Source organism: Streptomyces sp. NPDC059534 (assembly GCF_042743475.1).
In the GTDB taxonomy this organism is placed as follows: Bacteria; Actinomycetota; Actinomycetes; order Streptomycetales; family Streptomycetaceae; genus Streptomyces.
The window spans coordinates 1-3,721 of sequence record NZ_JBHWAQ010000109.1 but is presented as its reverse complement, the minus strand read 5'-3'; the positions used below and the strand labels follow the sequence as shown (position 1 = coordinate 3,721).

Here is a 3,721-nt window from a genome sequence, read left to right as displayed (position 1 = left end):
CACCCCGCCCCCGGCGCCGTTTGCCGTGGTTGTTGGCGCGCACCCCCCCCTCCTGGTGAACCCCCCCCCCCCGAACCGTTGGGTGGCCACCCGGGGGGGGGCCGGTGGGGGGCTCGGAGCCCCCACCGGGCCGCACCCACCGCACTCGACTCCGAGATGCCTGCCGGTCAGGACGGGAGTCCTGGAATTCCCCGGGCCCGGCACGTTCTCGCCATGCCTGATTCCTCCGGTACCAACGTCATCGGAACGCCGGTCCCTCACGGGACCCGCATCCGGCACTGCCACCGCCTCCCTCACTCCGCAGGGACACCTCAGCGCGTCGGCCCGAGTACACCAAGGAGTTCCCTGTGAAGAAGATCCTGGCCTGGTCCGTCACCGTGGTGACCGCGGCCACGTGCACGTTCGGTGCCGCCGTGCCCGCCACGGCCGCCGACGTCACGACGTTCACGGCCGCCACGTCGACCACGTCCTCCGGCACCGGGACGGACACTTCCCGCCTTTCCCCCGATCTCAAGGCCCTCGTCGACCAGATGCTCGCCGAGCTGCCGGCCGACTGGGAGCAGCGCCGCGACGCCGCCGCCGCCAGGTACGGCATCCACGACACCCAGTGGGCGCAGCTCCGTGACAGTGTCATCAACCCGGGCGACTACCAGTGCGGGAGCACGGCCTTCAGGGAGTACGCGAACGGCCTGCGGACGGGCATCGAGGATCAGGACCTGCGCGACTGGCTGGACGTCTTCGGCGCGTTCGACATACCCACCTACGACGCGCTCGTCTTCGGCGGCGAGTCGAAGGACAGCACCTTCGGCGTCCATGGTGACTACACCGAGGAGCTGACGAAGGAGCAGAAGGACCTGAAGAAGTTCTGGGACGTCTACTCCGAGGACATTCAGCTCGTGCCGATGCACGGCCGCGAGGTCTTCTCCTCTCAGGAGAGGGTGGCCCGCGTCCTCTCGCTGATGTTCGGGATCACGAACGAGCCTGTGGTGCGGCGGCTGGCCGGGGTGGTCATCAGCCTCGTCAACGCCGACCCCGTCCTCCAGGGCGGCGACAACCCGCTCTTCACCTTCAACGCGTTCGCCTTCTCCGAGAAGGGCGACCCGAACCCGGCAGGCATCTCCGACCGCATCGTCATGGGTGACGGGATCCTGGAGGCATTGAAGGCCGTCGGCCTGGGTGACACCGCCCCGCGTACCGTCCTCGCCCACGAGTTCGGCCACCACGTGCAGTACGAGGACAACCTGTTCGCCGGCACCACGCTCACCGGGCCGGAGGCCACCCGCCGCACCGAGCTGATGGCGGACGCGTTCGGCTCGTACTACCTCGCCCACCACCGCGGCCTGCGCTTCTCCGACACGGCGACGCTGCGGGCCGCCAAGTCCTTCTACGAGGTCGGCGACTGCGGCTTCGCAAGCCCCGGCCACCACGGCACACCCAACCAGCGTCTCGCGGCGTCGCTGTGGGGTGCGAGCGTCGCCGCGGACACCGTCAAGAAGAACTACGTCCTGCCGTCGCCGAAGCTGGACGAGCTGTTCGAGGCGAAGCTCCCCGACATCGTGAAGCCCGACGCGACGAACTGACACGCGGAGGAGACTTCGATACTCGTGCCTTGCCCTCGCCAGCCGCCCGCACCACATCCAGCTCACCTCCCCCTGACAAGGGACCGGCGGACTCGCGACGGCCCTCGCCGACTGCGGGACCGAGGTGAGCGACGCGGGCGGGGCGGCCGGGTTCCCCTTCCCGCGCGCGCCGACCGGGCCGTCGTACTCGGCGATCGTCCAGGCGGCAGGGGAAGGGGACAGGATCACCTCACGGGCTCACAGCAGGCCCACCGGCCATGGAAGACACCCTGTGAGGCTCACGAAGGCGACGTTAAGCAGCAACTCGAGTACGTAGGGCCATGATCTCCATAGGGTGAGTCGCGGCAGCGCCGTTCAGGCCCAGCCTCCCGCCATCCCATCGGAAGAAGCTCTGTGACCACCACCGACTTTGACGCCTTCGAGGGCACCGTTCAGCAGTTGGACGAGACCCTGCGCCGCCTGCGCCAGGAAGCCAACGCCAAAGCGGTGTTCCTGATCGACAAGAACGGTCGGCAGTAGGCGGCGGCGGGCGAGGTCGAGTAGTTCGATACGACCTCACTCGCCTCCCTGACGGCGGGCAACGTCGCCGCCACCGACGGTGTGGCCAAGCCGATCAGCGAGCGTGAGCTCTCGGTGCTCTTCCATGAGGGGCAGCAGGACGACATCCACATCTCGATCATCGCCCAGCGTGCCGTCCTGGTCGTCATGTTCGACGACCGCTCGTCCCTGGGCCCGGTCCGGCTGCGAGTGAAGCGGGCCGCCGCCGAGCAGGAGAAGATCATCCGGACCGCGCTGGAATCAGCGCCCGAGGTGTTCGGCGAGGTCACCGACGCCGACATCGAAGCGCTCTTCCAGGATTAGTCCACAGGACGAAAGCGCCCCCGCGACACCCCTGAACCCGAGCGGGAGTGCCGAGCCGGCTACTTCCCCGGGGGGAGCCCCAGCGGGCAGTACCGGCCCGGCTCCGCCGGGTCCCGGCGCCCCGCTCGAACCGGGCAACCGCCCGCCGGCCCCGAGCACTTCCTGGCACTCGGGGCTGGCCTGCTGGCGCCGTCTGGCGGAGTGGACCGAGGCCGGGGTGTGGCCCCGGCTGCACGAGGTCCTGCTCGCCGAACTCTGCGGCGCGGACGCCTTGGACTTCTCTCCTGGCGGCGGTCGACGGCTCCCATGTCCGGGCGTTAAAGGGGATCCAAGACCGGACGAAGCCCCGTCGACCGGGGCAGGACGGGCAGCAAGCATCACCTGATCACCGACGCCACCGGGATCCTGCTTGCCGCCACCCTGACCGGCGGCAACCGCAACGACGTCACTCAGCTGATCCCACTGCTCCAGGCCGTGCCGCCGGTGCGGGGCAAACGCGGCCGGCCCCGGCGCCGCCCGGATGTGGTGCTGGGCGACCGTGGCTACGACCACGACAAGTACCGCCGCCTGGTCTGGGACCTCGGCGTGAAGCCTCTGATCGCCCAACGCGGCACCGAACACGGCTCCGGACTTGGCACCCAACGCTGGTTCGTGGAACGCGCGTTCGCCCACCTGTACTGGTTCCGTCGCCTCCGGATCCGCTGGGAGATCCGCGACGACATTCACGAAGCTTTCCTCACCCTCGGATGCGCACTCATCTGCTGGCGACGCCTGAAGTCATTGCGATAGTTGCCGACCGGCAGGAACGGCCGCAGCCGTTCCCACTCCGCATCACTCAGATCACCCCGCCCCATGACAGGAGGAACGACCCGGACAGACGTCGGTCACAAGATCAGACGAACCCTGATCGCTACTCCGTGATGAAGGGCGCGTATCCGACCGGGACCTCGGTCACCTGAAGCTCGGAAAAGAGCAGGGTGAGGTTGTGCGCGTTGGTCTCCATGCGCACCTCGTGGAAGTCGATCCCGAGGGCCTGCGACCAGCGGCGGGTCACCTCCGACTCGGGGAGAAGCTTGGCTCCCGGGTACAGGCAGTGCCACTTCACGCCCCAGACGTATCCGTCGAGATCGGCACCGGTTTCGTGGTCGATGAGCCGGTCGTCCAAAGAGACCCGCCAGGTCTCAGCGGGTCTGTCAATCGAACGGTGTAACGAGGGTGGTTGGGGTTACTGGCGGGCTGCGGAGAGCCGGCCGTCGAAGGTGATGTCGAAGGCGTTCAGC

Annotated in this window: 3 protein-coding genes and 2 pseudogenes; 4 read left to right on the top strand and 1 reads right to left on the bottom strand. The window is 68.5% G+C overall.

All coding sequences use genetic code 11. The annotated features are described in order from the left end of the window. Nucleotides 1–347: 347 nt before the first annotated feature. The 4 genes and pseudogenes from ACFVZH_RS40025 to ACFVZH_RS40010 form a co-directional block, all read left to right on the top strand. The gene (locus tag ACFVZH_RS40025; protein WP_384905541.1) at nt 348–1,580 is read left to right on the top strand and encodes a hypothetical protein; all 1,233 of its coding nucleotides are present in this window, start codon (nt 348–350) and stop codon (nt 1,578–1,580) included. A gap of 393 nt (nt 1,581–1,973) precedes the next feature. After that, complete coding sequence (locus ACFVZH_RS40020; RefSeq protein ID WP_384905539.1) at nt 1,974–2,099, top strand: hypothetical protein; 126 nt, start codon at nt 1,974–1,976, stop codon at nt 2,097–2,099. Nucleotides 2,100–2,138: 39 nt separating this feature from the next. Beyond that, nucleotides 2,139–2,441, top strand: a pseudogene (locus ACFVZH_RS40015) (roadblock/LC7 domain-containing protein); the annotation flags it as partial. A gap of 169 nt (nt 2,442–2,610) precedes the next feature. Next, nucleotides 2,611–3,230, top strand: a pseudogene (locus ACFVZH_RS40010) (IS5 family transposase); the annotation flags it as partial. Nucleotides 3,231–3,351: 121 nt separating this feature from the next. Here ACFVZH_RS40010 and ACFVZH_RS40005 read toward each other — a convergent pair. After that, on the bottom strand, nt 3,352–3,606 hold the full coding sequence (locus ACFVZH_RS40005) for a hypothetical protein (protein WP_384905538.1): 255 nt from the start codon (nt 3,604–3,606) through the stop codon (nt 3,352–3,354). Nucleotides 3,607–3,721 lie beyond the last annotated feature (115 nt).